At 63.8% G+C, this 18,243-nt stretch carries 19 protein-coding genes and 1 tRNA gene; 8 read left to right on the forward strand and 12 right to left on the reverse strand.

What is annotated here, in order from left to right; genetic code table 11:
- Window positions 1-6: 6 nt before the first annotated feature.
- Window positions 7-1,008, reverse strand: coding sequence for a 2-dehydro-3-deoxygalactonokinase (locus AC3WOB_RS03140; RefSeq protein WP_492274146.1), 1,002 nt, complete (start codon window positions 1,006-1,008; stop codon window positions 7-9).
- A gap of 330 nt (window positions 1,009-1,338) precedes the next feature.
- Here AC3WOB_RS03140 and AC3WOB_RS03145 point away from each other — a divergent pair, with 330 nt between their 5' ends.
- Window positions 1,339-2,157: an IclR family transcriptional regulator gene (locus tag AC3WOB_RS03145; RefSeq protein WP_492274606.1), complete on the forward strand. Its 819-nt coding sequence runs from the start codon at window positions 1,339-1,341 to the stop codon at window positions 2,155-2,157.
- A 17-nt stretch (window positions 2,158-2,174) separates the two neighbouring features.
- On the opposite strand, the gene AC3WOB_RS03150 is transcribed toward AC3WOB_RS03145, so the two are convergent.
- From AC3WOB_RS03150 to AC3WOB_RS03165, 4 genes are all read right to left on the reverse strand, one after another.
- Window positions 2,175-2,795, reverse strand: coding sequence for a glutathione S-transferase family protein (locus AC3WOB_RS03150; RefSeq protein WP_207469504.1), 621 nt, complete (start codon window positions 2,793-2,795; stop codon window positions 2,175-2,177).
- 17 nt (window positions 2,796-2,812) lie between these two features.
- Window positions 2,813-3,391, reverse strand: coding sequence for a 1,6-anhydro-N-acetylmuramyl-L-alanine amidase AmpD (gene ampD, locus AC3WOB_RS03155; protein ID WP_013396418.1), 579 nt, complete (start codon window positions 3,389-3,391; stop codon window positions 2,813-2,815).
- A gap of 72 nt (window positions 3,392-3,463) precedes the next feature.
- On the reverse strand, window positions 3,464-3,727 hold the full coding sequence (locus tag AC3WOB_RS03160; protein ID WP_013396417.1) for a PP0621 family protein: 264 nt from the start codon (window positions 3,725-3,727) through the stop codon (window positions 3,464-3,466).
- Between the two features lies 1 nt (window position 3,728).
- The gene (locus AC3WOB_RS03165; RefSeq protein ID WP_013396416.1) at window positions 3,729-4,571 is read right to left on the reverse strand and encodes a cytochrome C assembly family protein; all 843 of its coding nucleotides are present in this window, start codon (window positions 4,569-4,571) and stop codon (window positions 3,729-3,731) included.
- A gap of 106 nt (window positions 4,572-4,677) precedes the next feature.
- Between AC3WOB_RS03165 and ffh the strand changes: the two genes are divergently transcribed.
- Entirely contained in the window at window positions 4,678-6,081 is a 1,404-nt protein-coding gene (gene ffh, locus AC3WOB_RS03170; RefSeq protein ID WP_492274147.1) for a signal recognition particle protein, read from the forward strand.
- A 234-nt stretch (window positions 6,082-6,315) separates the two neighbouring features.
- On the opposite strand, the gene lysM is transcribed toward ffh, so the two are convergent.
- The 5 genes from lysM to trmB form a co-directional block, all read right to left on the reverse strand.
- Entirely contained in the window at window positions 6,316-6,762 is a 447-nt protein-coding gene (gene lysM / locus AC3WOB_RS03175; protein WP_013396414.1) for a peptidoglycan-binding protein LysM, read from the reverse strand.
- 42 nt (window positions 6,763-6,804) lie between these two features.
- Window positions 6,805-7,122 (reverse strand): hypothetical protein, encoded by a 318-nt coding sequence (locus AC3WOB_RS03180; RefSeq protein WP_013396413.1) that lies wholly within the window; start codon window positions 7,120-7,122, stop codon window positions 6,805-6,807.
- 281 nt (window positions 7,123-7,403) lie between these two features.
- Window positions 7,404-7,604, reverse strand: a complete 201-nt coding sequence (gene thiS / locus AC3WOB_RS03185) for a sulfur carrier protein ThiS (RefSeq protein WP_013396412.1) — start codon at window positions 7,602-7,604, stop codon at window positions 7,404-7,406.
- A gap of 14 nt (window positions 7,605-7,618) precedes the next feature.
- Window positions 7,619-8,557: a prolyl aminopeptidase gene (pip, locus tag AC3WOB_RS03190; protein WP_492274148.1), complete on the reverse strand. Its 939-nt coding sequence runs from the start codon at window positions 8,555-8,557 to the stop codon at window positions 7,619-7,621.
- Entirely contained in the window at window positions 8,557-9,381 is an 825-nt protein-coding gene (gene trmB, locus AC3WOB_RS03195) for a tRNA (guanosine(46)-N7)-methyltransferase TrmB (RefSeq protein WP_492274149.1), read from the reverse strand. Before trmB ends, pip begins: the two co-directional genes overlap by 1 nt.
- Window positions 9,382-9,566: 185 nt before the next feature.
- On the opposite strand from trmB, the gene AC3WOB_RS03200 reads away from it, so the two are divergent.
- Window positions 9,567-9,640, forward strand: a tRNA-Gly gene (locus AC3WOB_RS03200).
- 70 nt (window positions 9,641-9,710) lie between these two features.
- On the opposite strand, the gene AC3WOB_RS03205 is transcribed toward AC3WOB_RS03200, so the two are convergent.
- Window positions 9,711-10,169, reverse strand: coding sequence for an Lrp/AsnC family transcriptional regulator (locus tag AC3WOB_RS03205; RefSeq protein WP_013396409.1), 459 nt, complete (start codon window positions 10,167-10,169; stop codon window positions 9,711-9,713).
- 180 nt (window positions 10,170-10,349) lie between these two features.
- Between AC3WOB_RS03205 and AC3WOB_RS03210 the strand changes: the two genes are divergently transcribed.
- From AC3WOB_RS03210 to AC3WOB_RS03230, 5 genes are all read left to right on the forward strand, one after another.
- On the forward strand, window positions 10,350-11,309 hold the full coding sequence (locus AC3WOB_RS03210; protein ID WP_013396408.1) for a LysR family transcriptional regulator: 960 nt from the start codon (window positions 10,350-10,352) through the stop codon (window positions 11,307-11,309).
- Window positions 11,310-11,523: 214 nt separating this feature from the next.
- Entirely contained in the window at window positions 11,524-12,744 is a 1,221-nt protein-coding gene (gene metC / locus AC3WOB_RS03215) for a cystathionine beta-lyase (protein WP_492274607.1), read from the forward strand.
- Between the two features lie 40 nt (window positions 12,745-12,784).
- Window positions 12,785-13,720 (forward strand): 4-hydroxy-tetrahydrodipicolinate synthase family protein, encoded by a 936-nt coding sequence (locus AC3WOB_RS03220; protein ID WP_013396406.1) that lies wholly within the window; start codon window positions 12,785-12,787, stop codon window positions 13,718-13,720.
- Window positions 13,721-13,850: 130 nt separating this feature from the next.
- The gene (locus tag AC3WOB_RS03225; RefSeq protein WP_013396405.1) at window positions 13,851-14,630 is read left to right on the forward strand and encodes an SDR family NAD(P)-dependent oxidoreductase; all 780 of its coding nucleotides are present in this window, start codon (window positions 13,851-13,853) and stop codon (window positions 14,628-14,630) included.
- A 108-nt stretch (window positions 14,631-14,738) separates the two neighbouring features.
- The gene (locus AC3WOB_RS03230) at window positions 14,739-15,758 is read left to right on the forward strand and encodes a Bug family tripartite tricarboxylate transporter substrate binding protein (protein ID WP_492274150.1); all 1,020 of its coding nucleotides are present in this window, start codon (window positions 14,739-14,741) and stop codon (window positions 15,756-15,758) included.
- An 84-nt stretch (window positions 15,759-15,842) separates the two neighbouring features.
- On the opposite strand, the gene AC3WOB_RS03235 is transcribed toward AC3WOB_RS03230, so the two are convergent.
- Complete coding sequence (locus tag AC3WOB_RS03235; RefSeq protein WP_492274151.1) at window positions 15,843-18,161, reverse strand: molybdopterin-dependent oxidoreductase; 2,319 nt, start codon at window positions 18,159-18,161, stop codon at window positions 15,843-15,845.
- Between the last annotated feature and the right edge of the window lie 82 nt (window positions 18,162-18,243).

Below are 18,243 nucleotides of genomic sequence, written 5' to 3' on the forward strand. Positions count from 1 at the left end.
CGGTTCCTATTCTTTGGAAGGCGAGGCGACCAGCCCGGCGCAGACGGCCAGGTGCCAGAGGCCGCGCTCGGTGGCGTTCTGCGCCTGCTCGGGCGTACCCAGGCCGTAGTGCTGCATGGCCTGGATGTAGCGGCGGCACAGCGCGGGATCGCCGCAGAGCACGATGCGGGGCAGTTCGCCCTGCTGTTGCAGCATGTCGGCCAGCGCCGCGATTTCATGGCCGATGAGCAGGCCCGACAGATAGTCGGCTTGCGACTCGGGCGCCAGCTCACCGGTCAGGCCGAGCGCGCGCGTGCTGAAGATGGTGGACAGCACGCCGGCGCGGCCGGCGGGCGCGCCGGCCACTTTCAGGCCGCGCTCGAAGGCGGCCATGTCGGCGCTGGCGGCGTCGGCCATGGTCCGGCCCAGGATGGTGTGGCCGCGCAGCGCGGCATAGACCTCGCCGGTCATGAAGGTGTCGAAGTGCGTGACGCGGCCGCGGCGGGCGCTGACCCACTTCGAATGCGTTCCGGGCAGGCCGATCAGGACGCTGTCGGCGCTGCGGGTCGCCTGGTCCGCCATCACGCCGACGACCTGGGTCTCTTCGCCGCGTATCACGTTGGGCAGGCCATGGCGCTGGATCAGGCCGGGCACGATATGCAGGGAAGTGCCAGCCTCGCGTTCGACCTTGGTCAGCAGCGTCCCGATGCGCTGCAGGTCGACGGGCACGTCCAGGTAGGCGGCTTCCTTCCAGCCCTGGGCGCTGCCGACCATGCCGCAGGCGATCACCGGCAGCTTGGGCTCGGCTCGCAGCCAGTCGCCGCAAGCTTGTTCGAAGGCCAGTTCGAAGCCCGACAAGGCGGTGGTGGCGGCGCCGTCCTGCAGCGGCTGCGGCAGGCGCATGATGCCCCAGGGCAGGTGGCGCGTGTCCAGCGTGCGGCCGGCGGCATCCAGCCGGTAGGCGCGCAGGGAGGAAGTACCCCAATCCAGCGCGATGAGCGCCGCGCGGGCGGGAGATCCGGTAGTCATCAGAAGCTGTCTCGTTTCCGGCCGCAAATCCGGCTGCGGACGCGCGGTGAGGCTGGCGCGGGGCAGAGGTTTTGCGGACCTTGTTGTCTGATGCCCGCAGGACGTTGGGAGCGCGCGGCGGGCGATGGGAAAAATTCTAGATCAGCGCTTGAAAAATCTCAAAATATAGAATTAAATCCCACATACAGGGAATAATGACTGGTGGTAGTCGATTCGCCATCCTGCGCCCTTTCTGGGGCACCGCCCGGAAAGCGCGCCTTTTCCCGGCATCCGGCCGCGATCTTGGCGGTTATGCTTGCACTCGTCCTCTTTGTCGCCGACCCCGTTTTCATGACCACCTTGCCGACTCCTGACCGCACGCCCACCTTGGATCCCGATGCCGCCGCGCCCGCAGGCACGCAGACGCTGATGCGTGGCCTGGCGGTGGTGCAGGCGGTGGCCACCGGCGCGCGCGACCTGAAGGAAATCTGCGCCCGCATCGGCGTGGCGCGCAGCACCACGCACCGCTTGGCCAGCTGCCTGGTGCAGGAGCGCTATCTGCGGTCCTTGCCTGGCGTGGGTTATGTGCTGGGGCCCAAGCTGATCGAACTGGGCTTCCAGGCGCGCGAGGCCTTCCCCATGGCGACGCTGGCGCGTCCCTACCTGGACGGCCTGGCGGAACAGACGGGCGACACCATCCATCTCGCCGTGCGCGACAACGACGAGGTCCTGTACCTGGAAAAGATCCCCGGCAAGAAGGGGCTGGAAATGCGCTCGCGCGTAGGGCACCGCATGCCGCTGGCCGCCACCGGCGTGGGCAAGGCGCTGCTGCTGGATACCGAAGAGCCGCAATGGAAGGCGCTGTACCGCGTCGGCGCGCCGGTGTCGTCGCGCGCGCCCGGCGGCAGCCAGACCTGGGAGATCTTCCGCGACCGCATGCGCGACTATGCCGCCAACGGCTATGCCTTCGACCTCGAAGACAACGAACCGTCGATCCGCTGCGTGGCGGCGCCGGTGCGCGACGCCTCCAGCGGCATCGTCGCCGCCATCAGCGTATCGAGCACGGTGCCCTACATGTCGCTGGAGCGCATGCGCGACATGGTCGCCGTCGTGCAGGGCGCGGCGGCGGGGATTTCAGCGGAACTGGGGTGGAAGGTGGACCGCGGCTGAGGCCGCGGCCCCGCGCCTTATTCCAGCGGCAGCGTCAGCACGCCCTGCGGGGCTGGACGCATCATGACGCGGCGATACCAGGCCGATAGCGCCGGCGTGTCGGGGCGCTCGATCGGCAATGCCAGCCAGCGGTGGGCGGAGCAGACCAGGGCGATGTCGCCCATGGTCAAGTGGCGCCCGGCGATGAACTCGCGGCCTTGCAGGGCCTGGTCCAGGATCAGGGCGCGCGCATTGGAACGCTTGACCGAGTTTTCAATCGCGGCCTGGTCGCGCTTGGCCTCGGGCGTGCGGATCAGGCCCAGGAAGGCCGGACCCATGACGCCCTGCCATTCGGTGGCTTGCCAGTCCATCCAGCGGTCGGCGTCCGCGCGCATGCACGCGTCTTCCGGCCACAGGCTGCCCGCGCCGTAGCGCGCAGCCAGGTAACGCACGATAGCGTTCGATTCCCACAGCACGAAGCCGCCGTCGTCGATGACGGGCACCGTCCGGTTGGGATTCAGCTTGGCGAACTCGGGCGTGTCGACCACGCCGAACGGGCCGCCGGCCTGCGTGAAGGAATGCGGCAGGGCCAGTTCGCGCACCGCCAGCATGACTTTCTGAACGTTGACGGAAGTCAGGCGTCCCCAGATCTTCAACATAACCATTCCTTGTAGTGTCAGACGGGCGGCAACTGCCGCCGTGCAAAGCCGCTGTCGCGCGCAAAGCGCGTCCAGTTGAAAGCGGGCCCGGGGTCGGTCTTGCGCCCCGGCGCGATGTGCTCGTGGCCCCAGGCGGCGGCAAGAGGATAGCGCGCGCGCAGCGCCGGCGTCAGCTTGCGCAGCGCCAGGTACTGCGGTTCGGCATAGGGCAGGGTATCCGTGCCTTCAAGCTCTATGCCGATGGAGAAGTCGTTGCAGCGTTCGCGGCCCGCATGGCGCGACACGCCTGCGTGCCAGGCGCGCTCGTCGGTGGCGACGAACTGGATGATGCTGCCGTCGCGGCGGATGAAGAAATGCGCCGACACGCGCAGGCCGCGCAGCCGTTCCAGCCAGGGATGCGACCCGTAGTCCAGCGTATTCAGGAACAGCCCGGCAACTTCAGGACCGCCGAATTGCCCGGGCGGCAGGCTGATGTTGTGCAGCACCAGCAGCGACACCTGCGCGCCGGCGGGGCGTGCGTCGCGGTTGGGGGAGGGCATGAGCGAAACACCCGGGGCCGGCGCCAGCCAGCCATGACGATCCAGAAGCAAGGCCATGGGAAGAGAGCATGCGTGTGGTTTCCAACACGCATTATGCCGTGCGGGGCGGCAAGCCTCTAATCGGGGGGCTCAGTGCCTGGCGGGACCCAGGCGCGCGTGTTCCGCGCTGCACCAGGTCTGGCCGTTCTGCTGCAAGGCCTCGGAGCGGGGCAGATGAATGCCGCAGTGGGCGCAGCGCACCATGGATTCCAGCGGTTTGGGTCCGCCCGCGCCAGTCTTGGCCTTTTTGGCGTCCTGCGCGCCGGCCTGGCGCGCGGCCGCCATGCGTCCGGCCAGGCGGGCCACGAACAGCACCAGGATGATCAGAACGATCCAGAACAGCAACTTGCCCACTTCAACCTCGATGCAGAATCATTTCCAGCACGAACCGGCTGCCGGTATAGGCCAGAATCAGGAACCCGAAACCCGTCAGCGTCCAGCGCAGAGCGACGCGGCCGCGCCAGCCCCAGATGTGGCGTCCGGCCAGCAGCACGCCGAAAGTCAGCCAGGACAGCAGGGTGAAGACGGTCTTGTGGTCGAACGGCAGGATCTTGCCCGTCAGCTTCATGGAAGCCACCGAACCGGTGCCCACGGCCAGCGTCAGTACGACGAAGCCGATCCAGATGATGCGGAACAGCAGCTGTTCCTGCACTAGCAGCGGCGGCTGGGAATCCAGCACTCGGCCGACGATGCTGCGTTCGGCGGGAGCTTCCAGCGGGCGATGCAGGTGGCGGTCCAGCAGCGCCATCATCATGGCGTGCAGCGCGGCGATGGTGATCAGGCCGTAGGCCGCCAGCGCGATCAGCAGATGGACGCGCAGCCAGGCGTCATTGGCATGGGGCACGAACTGCCCCTGCGGGAAGAGCGCGGCCAGGCCGCTGGCAAGGGTGGCGGCGGGCAGCAGCAGCAATTGCAGGCCGTCTATGCGCACCAGCAGGCTTTCCAGCCAGAACACCACCATGCCCAGCCAGATGGCCGCGGACAGGGCCAGCGCCCAGCCTATGAACAGGTGCTGGGCTCCCAACATCGATTGTTGCAGCCCGATTCCATGCAGAACCAGGGCTCCCAGCAGGCACAGACGGGCGATCTTGCCGGTCTGTTCTACGCCGCCGCCGCGGGCCAGGCGGATCCAAAGCGACCCTCCCAGCACTGCGTACGCCAAGGCAGCCGCCGTGTGAAATACAATGCCTAGTGACATAGAAACCGTTGTCTGGATGGGGCCTTGGGGCGCATGCCGCCCGAAAGCGCAGAATCCGCGCCTGCGGCCACCGTTCAATCAACTAGTTTAAGCGGAAACGCCTCTCATGCTCGATAACCTAACTCAACGCCTGTCGCGCGTCGTCAAGACGCTGCGAGGGGAAGCCCGCCTGACCGAGGCCAACACCCAGGAGATGCTGCGCGAAGTGCGCATGGCGCTGCTGGAAGCCGACGTGGCGCTGCCCGTCGTGCGCAAGTTCGTCGCGCGGGTGAAGGAAAAGGCGCTGGGCGAAGAAGTCGCCAGCAGCCTCAGCCCCGGCCAAGCCCTGGTGGGCGTGGTCCACAAGGAACTGACGTCCCTCATGGGCGGCGACCTGGGCGCCGACTCCGGCGAACTGTCGCTGGCCGTGCAGCCGCCTGCCGTCATCCTGATGGCCGGCCTGCAGGGCGCCGGCAAGACCACCACCACCGGCAAGCTGGCGCGCTGGCTCTCCGAAGGCCAGCACACCCAGCACGGCCGCAAGACCGGCAAGAAGAAAGTGCTGGTGGTGTCCGCCGACGTGTATCGCCCGGCCGCTATCGACCAGTTGAAGAGCGTGGCGGCGCAGGTGGGCGTGGACTTCCTGCCGTCCGACCCCAGCCAGAAGCCCGAGGACATCGCCCGTAACGCGGTGGACCACGCGCGCCGCCATCACTATGACGTGCTGATCCTGGACACGGCCGGCCGCCTGGGCATCGACGAGGCCATGATGCGCGAAATCCGCGCGCTGCATGACCTGGTCAAGCCGGTCGAAACGCTGTTCGTGGTTGACGCCATGCAGGGCCAGGATGCGGTCAACACCGCGCGCGCCTTCGCCGAAGCGCTGCCGCTGACCGGCGTGGTGCTGACCAAGCTGGACGGCGACGCCCGCGGCGGCGCGGCCCTGTCGGTGCGCCACGTCACCGGCAAGCCCCTGAAGTTCGTCGGCGTCTCGGAAAAGCTGGACGGCCTGGAGCCGTTCTACCCCGAGCGCATGGCGCAGCGCGTGCTGGGCATGGGCGACATCGTCTCGCTGGTCGAGCAGGCCCAGAAGAACATCGACATCGCCGAAGCCCAGAAGCTGGCCGCGAAGATCAAGTCGGGCAACAAGTTCGACCTGAACGACTTCCGCGACCAGCTCGGCCAGGTGAAGAAGCTGGGCGACATGGGCTCGCTGCTGGAAAAGCTGCCCGCGCAGTTCCAGCAGGCCGCAGGCCAGCTGCAGGGCGGGCAAGCTGAAAAACAGCTGCGCCGCACCGAAGGCATCCTGAATTCCATGACGGCGGCCGAACGCGCCAAGCCCGAACTCATCAAGGCCTCGCGCAAGCGCCGCATCGCGGCCGGTTCCGGCGTGCCGGTGCAAGAGGTCAACCGCCTGCTGGCGCAGTTCGAGCAGATGCAGGGCATGATGAAGCAAATGAAGAAGGGCGGCATGGCCAAGATGATGCGCGCCATGGGCGGCATGAAGGGAATGGGCCGCTTGATGAAGTGATGCCCCACGGCGCGCGCACTGCGTGCGCTTGCTGTGCCCCCCGCCGCACTCGCTTCGCTCGCTTGCTGCCCCCCAAGGGGGCGCTTTTTCCCCGGGGCGGCCCGGCGGGAAAAGACAAAAAAATGGCCAGACATTGCGTCTGGCCAAGTAATCGCGGCTAGCAGGGGGCGCCTGCCGCGATGCAAGCCGGAAAGCGCATGGGTGCTTTCCAGCTTGTCCGATTTCCGTCAGTGATCAGGACAGGGGCGGGATGCGCAGCACCTGGCCCGGGTAGATCTTGTCGGGGCTGGTCAGCATGGGCTTGTTGGCTTCGAAGATCAGGTTGTTCTTGGCGCCCTGGCCCTTGCCATACTGCGCTTCGGCAATCTTCCACAGGTTGTCGCCCTTCTGCACCGTGTACATCTTGGCTTCCGGCGCGGCCTGTTTCACCTTCAGTTGGTTGTCCACCTGGGCCACGCCCACGGTGTTGCCCAGCGCCAGAGTGATCTTCTCTGCCGCTTCCGTGCTGAGGGCCTCGCCCGCCACCGTGACCTTGTCGCCATCGACCGAGATCTGCAAGCCGTCGGCATTCAGGCCGTGCTTATCCAGCTCTTTCTTCAATTCGTCCGCCGTCGCGGCCTTGGCCTCGCTGGCGCCGAAGAGCTTTTCTCCAACGTCCTTGATGAAATTGAGCAGACCCATAGTGTTTCCTTTATCTATGTTGCGGTGAGAAAACCAGTGCCTTCAGGGCTTTTGGCCCATGAACATTTTGCGCACGATGCCGGCGATCAAGGTCAGTACGGCGCCACCCACGCCGCCGCCGACCACGCTGCTGGCGATCGCGGAAAGATCCAGTCCCGTATTGCTTGCTGCAACCGCGTCGGCTCCCGCGGTGATCATCGGGGCTAGCCAGGAACCGCCCGCCAGGCCGCCGATGGCGCCCGCGATGGTGTTGCCCAATGGACCCAGATTGAACTGCTGGAGCATCTTTCCCAAGCCATTGCCCCCGGCAGCGCCGGCGACAAGCTGGATGATCAGGTTGATGATGACTGCGGTGTTCATGATGCCTCCTCTGCCCATGAGGGCGATGTGCAACGCTAGAACAACTGCAAGACAAGAGTACGAAACCAGCAGGAACGATTATGACTCGCACATTCCCCGCGCGACGAGGGGTTAACGTGTAACAGGTTGCTAGCCTGTTGGCAGACTACGCAAGAATGCTGGTCAGTTTGCAGGGAACGCACCGCGGCGGGCCTAAACCGCATCCGGCGCGCGGCTTCATGCGACAAGGGCCGCTATCGCAGCGGCCCTTGTCTGTACAGCTTTTCAGTGCGGCGCTGGCGTCAGCCGCCGCCCACGGCCACGACGATCTCGATCTGGTCGCCGTCCGTCAACGCGGTCTGCTCATGTTGGCTCTTGGGCACGATTTCGCCGTTGCGTTCCACCGCCACGCGCTTGCCGGCATAGCCCAGGGCCTCCAGCAGTTCGTTCACGGTCGTGTCCAGCGGGAACTCCCGTGCGTCTCCGTTCAGGGTGATGTGCATGCAGGTCTCCTCAGTTATCGCGCATAGCCGTCGGTGGCCGCGATCAGCCGCGCCAACGTGCCGGGTTCGTCAAACGCATGGCCCGCGTCCGGGACCAGGTGGAATTCGGCCTCGGGCCAGGCGCGGTGCAGGTCCCAGGCGGTGCGCGCCGGCGTGCAGACGTCGTAGCGGCCCTGCACGATGGTGCCGGGTATGCCGCGCAGCTTATGCGCGTCGCGGAGCAATTGGCCTTCTTCCATGAAGCCGCGGTTCACGAAGTAGTGGTTCTCGATGCGGGCGAAAGCCAGCGCGGCGCGGTCGGCGGCATGGCTTTGCTGATGGCGCGGGCTGGGCAGCAGCGTGATGGTGCTGTCCTCCCACTTGCTCCAGGCCTTGGCTGCGCGCAACTGCTCCGCCGGATCATCACCCGTCAGACGCTTGTGATATGCCGCCACCAGATCGCCGCGCTCATCTTCCGGAATCGGCGCCAGGTACTCTTCCCAGCGGTCGGGGAACAGCCACGACGCGCCCTCTTGATAGAACCAGTGGATCTCCGAGCGGCGCAGGCTGAAGATGCCGCGCAGCACCAGCTCGCTGACGTGGGACACGTGCGTTTCCGCATAGGCCAGCGCCAGTGTCGACCCCCAGGAACCGCCGAACACCAGCCATTTTTCCGCGCCCATGACCTCGGAGCGCAGGCGCTCGATGTCGGACACCAGATCCCAGGTCGTGTTGTTCTCCAGGCTGGCATGGGGCAGCGAACGGCCGCAGCCGCGTTGATCGAACAGCAGCACGTTATAGCGCTGCGGATCGAACAGCTGGCGATGCACGGGCGAGCAGCCACTGCCGGGTCCGCCATGCAGGAACACGGCGGGCTTGCCCTGAGGATTGCCGCAGAGTTCCCAATAGATCTGGTGGCCGTCGCCAGTGTCCAGGGTGCCTTGGCGGTAGGGTTCGATGGGCGGGTATAGCATCAGGCGACTCGCTTGAAGATAAGGTCCCAGACGCCGTGGCCCAGGCGCAGGCCGCGGTTCTCGAATTTGGTGAGAGGGCGGTAATCAGGGCGCGGCGCGTAGCCGTCCGCGGTATTGGCAAGCTGCGGCTCGTTGCCCAGCACTTCCAGCATCTGCACCGCGTAGTCTTCCCAGTCGGTGGCGCAATGGATGTAGCCGCCCGGCGCGATGCGGCTGGCAAGCAGCGAAATGAACGCGGGCTGGATCAGGCGGCGCTTGTGGTGGCGCTTCTTGGGCCACGGATCGGGGAAATAGATATGCACGCCGGCCAGCGAATCGGGGGCGATCATGTCGCGCACCACTTCCACTGCGTCGTGCTGGATGATGCGCAGGTTCGGGATGCTGGAGTCTTCAATGCGGCGCAGCAGCGAGCCGACGCCGGCGTTGAACACCTCCACGCCCAGGAAGTTGTCGCCCGGACGCGCCAGCGCGATTTTCTCGGTGGTTTCGCCCATGCCGAAGCCGATCTCCAGCACCGTCGGCGCCTGCCGGCCGAAAGCGGCGGCGGGATCCAGGCGGCGCGGCGCATAGGGGATGGACCATTGGCCCATCAGGCGCTCCAGCGCCGCCAGCTGGCCCTGGGTGATGTGGCCGCGGCGATGCACGAAGCTGCGGATATGGGTCGCGCCGGGGCTGTTGGGGGCGTGCGCGGTACTGGCCAGCGCCGCCTGGGTTGTCGGGGAAACGGCGGCCTGCACGGCCTCGCCGCCAGGCGTCGCGGGGGTGCTTGCGGCAGCCGGGGCCGGGGCGGTCGCAGGGTTGTTTTCGGGGGTGTTCGTATTCATAGCCCGGATTGTAGTGGCAGGTCCGGCGCGCCGCTGTCGCCCAGATGCACTAAATTGGGGACATATTTAATCCGTGTAGGCCGAGGCCCGTCGGAGTACGGCGGCGGCAGGCATCCGGCAATGAAAAAAGGCGCGCTATAATCGCCGCCTCTGCTTCGGCTTTGCGCCGAGGGCACGACACCCGAGCGGGTGTAGTTCAATGGTAGAACGGCGGCTTCCCAAGCCTCAAGCGTGGGTTCGATTCCCATCACCCGCTCCAATACGCTCCACATCCAACCCGTCGCTTTGGGATGCCAATCCCTAGGGCAGGGGCTTGCCGCGCTTGCGAATCAAAGATGGTCCAGCGGCAACGCCGTGGTGTACTTGAGTTCCTCCATGGCAAAACTCGAACTGACGTCAAACAGTTCAGCGACCTGGATGAGCTTCTTGTAGACGAAGTCGAACCCCGCGATATCGGGCACCACCACCTTGAGAAGGTAGTCGGTGTCGCCGGTCATCCGATAGAACTCCATGACCTCGGGCATATCCTTGACGCCGAGCGAGAATTTTTCAAGCCAATTGAGGTCATGGCGATTCGTCTTTATCGAGACGAACACCGTCACGCCCAGCCCCGCCTTATTGTTGTCCAACAGGCAAACCTGGCGGCGAATCAGGCCGGACGCCTGCAAGTGCTGAATCCGCTTCCAGCACGCGGTCGGCGACAGGTGGACCTGTTCCGCGATTTCATTGTTCGAGAGGCGCGCATCTGTCTGAAGCAACGCGAGGATGCACCGATCTTTCTTGTCCATGGCTCACTCAACTTACCCTCCCTTTTGCGCGGCGAACATATCCAGGATGCCGGTGCTGCCGCGCGGTTCGGAGGCCAAACCTGAGGTCGATGTTATAGGCGGCCTCACCTCGGGGCGATACAATTCATCGAGCCAAACCTACAAGAAATTTTATATTTGAACCGGCAAGCCGGAGGCGCGATGCAAGAGGTGGACCTTACTCTCACGCAGACTTTTTTCCTCGTCGCACAGGAGGGGACCTATTCCGCCGCGGCGCGCCGGCTGAACATCACCTACCAGTCGGTGGCCAATCACATCCGGCGCCTCGAGCAGCGCGTCGGCGAGAAGCTGGTGATCGCTGGGCGCGGCGCCAAGTCGATCAAGCTCACGCCGCGCGGCACCAGCCTTTACCGGCTGCTGGCGCCGGAATTCGATGTCATGCTGACGCGCCTGGGCAGCCTGATCGATAAGGAGCGGCCAGTCATCCGTATCGGGATGCCGCACGCGATCTTCTACTACCTGCTGCCGCCGGTGCTGACGAAGTTTCGGCGGATGTATCCCAACGTCGAGATCGTTGGCTACGAAAAGGACGTTTCGCTGCCGGAACTGATACGCAACGGCTCGCTGGATGTCTGCTTGAGCGAGCGCTATTTTGGCGATACCGTGATTCCGCAACGCGTTATCTGCCACTATCAGCCGGCGCTGGCGTTCCCGTCGAACTGGCCCGCGCCAGCCGATGAAAAGGCGGTTCCGGAATGGGCGCTTGGACGGCCGCTGGTGACATATGAACCCGGCCAGATGCTCCGCAATATTGCACTGGACTATTTGTCGGTCGGCAACGAGCAGCCCAAGGTCGCGGTGTCTACCTCGACCAGCATGAGCGTCAAGCGTTGCGTCGATGAAGGGCTGGGCTTCGCATTGCTGCCCACCTGGTGCATCGACGAGTCGGATCGGCGCCTGAACTGCATCGCGCTTCCCAACGCGCCGAGGATTCCCATCTATTTCGGCGAAGCCATGTTCCTGAAATCGAATCCGTTTGTCCGTACGCTGCACAAGCTTTGCCTGGAGATTTTTCCCACCACCATCGAAGAACGCGCGGGCCGGTGGAGCTCGCTCAACGCAAGCAGGCCGAAACGCACGCGCTCCGCAGTGCGAAGCTGAGGCCTTTCTTCCGTGCCGGGCCTGACCCGGCATAGCCAGTCCGCCTGCGTCAGATTGTCAGGATTCGGCGGTGATTATTTTTCTCTTTTTGCCTCCGAAAGGGGTAAAAAATCGAAGAGTTTTCACCCACTATCCTCATAGACTTGATCACGTCATCAGTGGTCACCGACTTCCCGTGGAAGCGCTGGCCGTGCATCCACGGAGATTGAAGTTCATGAGGGAAAGCACTCAACTCGTCAGCGCAGGCCGGCATCCGGAACGTTTTGGTGGCCTGGTGAATACCCCCATCTGCAGGGCATCGACGATACTCGCGGGGAGCATGGCGGAATGGGAAGGCATGAAGCGCGCTCGCGCCGCGCAAGAGCCGGGCGCCACCACCTATGGCCGCTATGGGACCGCCACTACCCACGCGTTCGAGGAGGCCATGGCTGCCCTGGAAGGCGGCCACCGCTCGTTGGTCTTTCCCTCGGGCCTGGCGGCCATTGCCACGGCGCTCACCGCATTGCTCAAGGCCGGCGACCATATCCTGGTGTCGTATAGCGCCTATTCCCCGACCCGCTCTTTCCTCGATCGCGTGCTTAGCCGTTTCGGGGTCGACGTACAGGTCTACGACCCTGCTTGCGGCAAGAGCATTGAATCGCTCATGCGGCCCAATACACGTGTCGTATTTGTCGAATCGCCGGGTTCCGAAACACTCGAAATCCAGGACATTCCTGCCATCGCGGCAGTCGCGCACGCGCACGGCGCCTTCGTCGTCATGGACAATACCTGGGCCACGCCCTTGTTCTTCAAGGCCTTCGAGCATGGCGTCGATGTGTCCATCCACGCCGCGACCAAGTACATCGTGGGCCATTCGGATGCCATGCTAGGCGTGGTGACCTGCAACCAGGCCACCTGGCCCAAGGTCAAGGAAACGACGCAGGAAATGGGCCAGACGGCCAGCCCTGACGATATCTTCCTGGCGCTGCGCGGGCTGCGCACCTTGGGCGTGCGGCTGCAAAAGCATATGGCGTCGGGAATCCGCGTGGCCCAATGGCTGGAGCAGCAGGCCGAGGTCGAGGCCGTGGTGCATCCAGCGCTGCCGTCGCATCCGGGTCACGCCATCTGGAGGCGTGATTTCAAAGGGGCGAGCGGCCTATTCACAGTGGTCCTGCGCGCAAGCGATGACGAATCAGTGACCGCCTTTGTCGATACGCTGCATCATTTCGGAATCGGCGTGTCCTGGGGTGGATATGAGAGCCTGGCCATACCGTTCAGTCCGGGTAAGCACCACGGCGATCGCTGGCCTCACAAGGGCAAGGCTGTACGCATGCATGTGGGGCTGGAAGACCCGGAAGACCTGATCGCCGACCTGAAACAGGGTTTGGCTGCGATGGTTGCCTGCCAGGAGGCGCAGCAGCAAGATAATCGGAACGAAGTCGCCCGCTCGGCTTGAGCCTCACCCATTTTTGACTCGGCCATTATTGGAGATATACATGAGCAAGATGAAGATCACCGGGTCCTTCGTGGCCCTGATTACCCCGTTCAACAAGGACGGCAGCCCCGATTACGAAGCTTTCCGCGAGCTGCTGAAATTCCAGGAAGACAACGGCACCAGCGCCGTGCTCATCATGGGATCCACGGGCGAGGTTTCCATGCTGTCGCAAAAAGAGCGTCAGGACATCATCGTGGAAACCGCGAAGATGAAGACTGGCAAGATGAAGCTCTTCTATGGCTGCACCGGCAACAACACCGAGGCGACCATGGATTACCTGCGTTTTGCGAAGGCCAACGGCGCCGATGGCGCCATCCTGGCCGCGCCCGCCTACATCTGCGCCTCCGAATCGGACATCGAAAGCTATTTCCTCGAAATCGCCGACGCCACCGACCTGCCGCTGGGCATCTACAACAATCCGCCGCGCGTCAAGAGCGACCTGCACTGGGACCAGCTGCTGCGCATCTTCAAGCACCCGAACTACGTGGTCCACAAGGAATCCACCACGCGCGTGGGCCAGGTTGCGCAGGTGCTGTATGGCGCGCCCGACGTGTCCGTGATGTGCTGCGATTCGCCCAACCTGGGCCTGGTCGTGCCGACCATGAGCCTGGGCGGCCATGGCACGGCCAACATGACCGGCAATATTGCGCCGGCAGAGTTGACCGAGATTTCCCAGCCCTGGACGTCGCCCGAGGTCAGCTTCAGCTTCCGCGAGTCCTATTTGCGCAATCTGCAATTGCTGCACTACTCGTACTCGGCCATCAATCCCGTGGCCATCAAATCGCTGATGAAGGCCGTGGGCCTGCCGGCAGGCGAACTGCGCAAGCCGCTGCGCGCGCTGGAAGGGGAGCCCTTGCTCAAGGGCCTGCGCGCGGTCAAGGCGCTGGGCCTCGACAAGAAGTACGGCTGGAATTCGCTGCAGCTGAAGGCCGCGTGATCCGTTGCTGGACCAGTCCGGAAAGGACGTGCGTCGGAAGATTGTCCGCCCTGCGGCTTCCTGCTGACTGACCGCCTTTCCGGCCATTTCATGGCATGGCTCGGGCTGCGCCTTTGCAATAGGAAACGCTATGGATTTGGGAATTCGAGGCCGCCATGCGCTGGTTTTCGGCGGCAGCAAGGGAATGGGCCGCGCCTGCGCCCAACAGTTGGCGAGCGAAGGCGTCAACGTGACCATCGCGGCGCGCACGGAAAGCACGCTGGCCCAGGCAGCTGATGAAATCACGGCGGCCACGGGAACCCGGGTCCGCTATGCGGTTGCCAATATCACCACGGATGAAGGGCGGATGGCAGCGCTTTCGGTGTGCCCCGCGCCCGATATCCTGGTCAACAATGCGGACGGGGCGCCGCCCGGTGACTTTCGCCAGTGGACCCAGTCTGATTGGCATGCAGCCCTTGATGCCATGGCCCTCGGGCCGATCGACATGATCCGGCGGGTCGTTGACGGCATGATGGAACGCCGCTTCGGCCGCATTGTGAATATCGTTTCTCGCAGCGTCAAAACGCCGCAGCTTGAACTCGGGCTTTCCAACGGTGCGCGCTCCTGCCTGGTGGGTTTTGTTGCGGGCCTGGCCCGCCAGACGGTGCGGCACAACGTCACCATCAACAATTTGCTTCCAGGCGTCTTCGCCACTGATGCGCAGCGGCATCACATAGAAGGAATGCTGGAGCCAGGCGGCAAGAGTTTTGAACAGTTGTGGACGGAGCGCGGATCGAACAATCCTGCTGGACGCTACGGTGAGCCCGAGGAATTGGGCGCGCTTTGCGCATACATCTGTGCGGCCCAATCCGGCTATATATGCGGACAGAATATCTTAATAGACGGTGCCGCCTATCCAGGCACCTACTGATTCGCCTACGATCATCCCCGCTTTCCACACCCCCCTCCTTCATGGATTGCGGGTCCGGGGAGGGGAGCGGTACTCGTTGCCCAACCATTTTCAATGAGATCGTTCGTCATGCGTAATACCCCATTTAGTTCTCGCCGCTATTGCATGAAAGGTATTGCGGCCGTTGTCGGTGGCTTGGCCGTGCTGGGTTCGGTACAGGCGCAATCGAAGCCGGAAGCCTCCTATCCCAGCCGCCCGATTACCATCGTGGTGCCTCATCCTCCTGGCGGTTCTGTCGACGGCCTCGCCCGCATATTTGCCGTGAAGCTAGGCGAGGAACTGAAGCAATCGGTCATCATCGACAACAGGGCGGGGGCGTCCGGGATGGTGGGTGCAGGCGTGGTCGCGCGTTCAGCGGCAGATGGCTATACGCTGTACCTGAATGCCTCGATCCACAACATCAACCCGTTGCTTTATGGGAAGAAGATGACCTTCGACGCAGTGAAGGACTTCACTCCCATCAGCGGTCTCGCCCAGGGCGCATTGATATTCAGCGTGAACAACGATGTCCCTGCGAAGACCGTGCAGGAATTCGTCGGCGTGGTGAAGGCTGCTCCCAATAAATACAATTTTGCAACCACGGGCTTTGGCTCGGCGGGGCACCTCGCCATTGCGCAGTTCGCATATGAAGGCGGGCTTTCCGATCTGAAGATTCCGATCGTCCTCTATAAAGGCGGCGGTCCCGCCTTGACCGATTTGATCGGCGGGCAGGTTCACGCGCTGGCCGATCCGATGCTCTCCTCGCTGCCCATGGTCAAGTCAGGCAAGATACGTGCGTTGGCCGTAACTGGCGACAAGCGCAGCCCCTTGCTTCCGGACGTTCCGACGATGCGCGAAGCCGGGCTGAAGAGTTTCGAGTTTTATTCCTGGTACGGCTTGTGGGCGCCAGCCAAGTTGCCGGAGCCGATACTCAAGAAGTTGGAAGTCGCCACGCAGAAAGTCATGACGTCCGCCAGCATGAAGGAGCAACTCGATAACCTCGGCTTTGAAAGCTCCTACAGGAACAGCGCGGACTTCACGCAGTACATCCAGGCCGAAACGGACAAATACAGCGCCATCATCAAGCAGGCCAATATCACCGCGGACTGAGGCTATTTTCCATGAACCAGAGCGCCCCATCGAGGGGCGCTCTGAGCGCCGCGGCAACGGCGCGTCCGGCCTTGGACCAGATGGTTATGCGGCGCGATCCGATTTGACGATTGCCGGTATCTCCAGAGCCCGGACCAAAGGCGCAGCTTCTTCCCAACGCATCACCTCGACCAGCGCGGACTGGGCGCTGCTTCCCTGAGTTAAGCGGGAAGTGCCCACGTCGATGGTCAGCACGTTGGGGTTGCCGTGTATCTCCAGATTCGCGTCGGCAGCGTCAAACCATGCTCCCGTAGGCAGGGCCACCACGCCAGGCTTGAGGTCGGCGTCGATAACCGCGGTTGCAAGGCACGCGCCGCGGTCGTTGTAGACCTTGACGAGATCATGTTGGCCGATGCGCCGCGCTTGCGCATCCGACGGCGAGATGCGCAGCGCTTCCCGGCCATTAATCTTGAGATCCACCGATGTCTTGCCGCCATCCATTTGGGAATGGAGCTTGCCAGCGGGCTGCGGGGTGAGCAGGTGCAGCGGCCACCGGGCTGCCTTGGGTGATCCAAGCCACTCGTCCGGCGTCAGCCAGCAGGGGTGGGGCGGACAGTCGGCATAACCGAATCCGGCGATTTTCTTGGAATACAGCTCGATGCGACCCGACGGCGTACGCAGCGGGTTTCCCTGGGGATCGCGACGGAACTCTTCGAACAGCACAAATGGTCTTTCAGGCTCGGGTATGTCCACGAAGCCCCGGCTCCAGAAAGCGTCGAACTCAGGGGCCATATAGCCACTGTCGCGCCATTCCTTAGCCATGGCTTCGTAGATATGCCGCACCCACTCCATCTCGCCACGGCCTTCGGTAAAACCATGTTCATAGCCGCCCAGCGCGGCCAGTTCCCGGTATATGTCGAAGTCATTGCGGCTGGAGCCGATCGGCGCCAGGGCCTGGTGCATGGCGAATACGTGGCGATCCCGGGTCGATCCGCCGATGTCATTTCTTTCCAGCGTGGTGGTCGCCGGCAGCACGATGTCCGAGCGGCGCGCCATGGGCGTCCACCAAATCTCGTGAGCAACTATCGTTTGCGGCCGGCTCCATGCGCGGCTGAATCGATTCAGGTCTTGCTGATGATGGAAGGGATTGCCGCCGGCCCAGTACACCATCTTGATGTCCGGATAAGTACCTTCGCGCCCATTGAATTCGTAGCGCTGGCCAGGATGCAGCAGCATGTCGGTGACCCGGGCAACAGGAATCACCGAGCCGGTCGGATTGCGCCCCGATTCCATGGCGGGCCCCGCAATCTCCATGCGCGGGTTTCCGGCTCCATTCATGGAGGCATGTCCAAATGCAAAGCCCCCGCCGGGCAGCCCGATATGCCCCAACGCAGCGGCAAGCGCAATGCTTGCCCAGTACGGCTGTTCGCCGCGATGAGCGCGTTGCAATGACCATGCGCAAGTCAGCATGGTGCGAACGTTGCGTGCCTGGCGCGCGAGCGCGCGGATCGTCTCGGCCGGGACATCGCAGATCGCCTGGGCCCATTCGGGCGTCTTGGGGGTTCCGTCTGTCTTGCCTTCGAGATAGTCGCGCAAGGCCGGAAATCCAACGCAATGGAGCTGGAGGAACTCCTCGTCCTGGATGCCATCGGCGATCAGCGCCTGCATCATTGCCAGCATCAGGGCGGCGTCCGTGTTGGGACGAATGGGAATCCAGCGCGCGCGCACGCCGGCAGGAACATCCCCCCTGGTTGGGCTGATGACCACGAGCTCCATGCCCGCCGCCACCGCCCGTTCGAGCTGCCCGGGCACGGGATGGTCGCCGGCGCCGCCTGACGTGATCTGAGTGTTGCGTAACGGCATGCCGCCGAATGCGATCAATAGCCGCGTATGGCTCGTGACACTGTTCCAGTCTGTCACACGGCCGGTCACCGGCGTATAGGTGCCGATCACATGGGGCAGCAGGAACTGTGCAGTGCCCCAGCTGTAGTTCCCCGCCTGATTCGTAAAGCCGCCGCCGGCATTCAAGAACCGGTGCGTCTGGGTGCGTGCATGGTGCAAGCGGCCCGCCGATGACCAGCCATATGAGCCACCAAAGATGGCCTCGCTGCCATGCTCCGTCCTCACGCGCTGGAGTTCCGAATGGACCGCTGCAAGGGCTTCGTCCCAACTGACCTCGACGTAGTCGTCACGTCCGCGCTCGCTCCCGTCGCACAAGTGCCGATCGCGCAGCCATCCCTTCCGGATAGCTGGCCGATTCACCCGTAGCGGCGAGTGGACCATGGCAGGCATCGATTGCAGGATGCCCGAGGGCGCGCTGTCATGGGCGAACGGCTCGCAATCGATCAGCCGGCCGCCTTGTGTGACCGCGGTGAAGGCGCCCCAGTGTGAGAGCGAGGGGAAGCGGCGAATCTGTTCAGTCATGATTTGACGAGGTTCTGGCCCAGGGCTCGCGCATTTCGAGGATCCGGACCGATTGCGGATATTCAACGCGCCATTAATGCTA

This window comes from Achromobacter sp. FW305-C-30-7 (assembly GCF_058783105.1).